The following is an 804-nucleotide window of genomic DNA, read 5'->3' as shown; positions in this document are numbered from 1 at the left end:
GCTTCTTCCGCCGCCAGCTTCGCCGCCGCTGCCTCACGGGCGGCATTGTCCTGGGCGTCGAGCTTCGCCTTCACTTCGGCGGCAGGCTTGGCCTCAGAGCGATAGCCGAGACCCTTCAGGATCTCTTCCATATCGTCGGCCGTGGCGCCGAGGATCGACATCATCGGCGGCGTCACCATGAAGGCGTGGCCGTCATAAGCGCCGTCAGGACGCTGGCCGAGACCGGGCTTCCAGTTGGTCGCCGGGCGGATGAGGTCGGCAAGCCGCTCGAGGATATCGACGCGCACGGCGCGGCGGCCGAGATTGCGATAGCCGGCGAGCTTGTAGAAAGTCTTGTCGAAGGCCGGGTCGATGACGACCGAGGTGCGGCCGGAGGCCAGCGCATGCACCACGTCGCCGAAGCCCGGCTTGTCCTTGCCGTCGTTCTTCAGCGCCCAGAGCAAGGTCACCAGACCGGCCGGAGCCGGCTTGATCAGCGCCGGCACGAAGACATGATAAGCGCCGAAGCGCACGCCGAGCCGGCGGAGCGCCGCGCGGCCTTCCTGATCGAGCGACTTCATCTCTTCGGCGATGTCGCGGCGATTGATCAGGCCGAAATGCTCGACGAGCTGGAAGGCGATGCCGCGCGCGATGCCGGTGAGCTGGTCGGCATTCTTCAAATCGACCAGCGGCTTCAGCAGCGACTCGATCTGGAAATTGACGAAACGCTCGGCGCGGGACGCAACCTTGTCGCGCGCAGGGCCGGTCAACTGCTCGTCGGCAAGCAGGACAAGGCGCGGCTTCAGCGCCTCGTCGCCGCCGACC

General features: G+C 66.7%; 1 pseudogene. It reads right to left on the bottom strand.

Going from position 1 to position 804, the window contains the following annotated elements:
- Positions 1 to 804, bottom strand: a pseudogene (locus EOA27_RS38580) (helicase); the annotation flags it as partial.

The sequence above is a fragment of the Mesorhizobium sp. M2A.F.Ca.ET.037.01.1.1 genome (assembly GCF_003998075.1).
GTDB lineage: Bacteria > Pseudomonadota > Alphaproteobacteria > Rhizobiales > Rhizobiaceae > Mesorhizobium.
The sequence above is the reverse complement of the archived record's forward strand: the minus strand, read 5'-3'. Positions and strand labels throughout refer to the sequence as shown.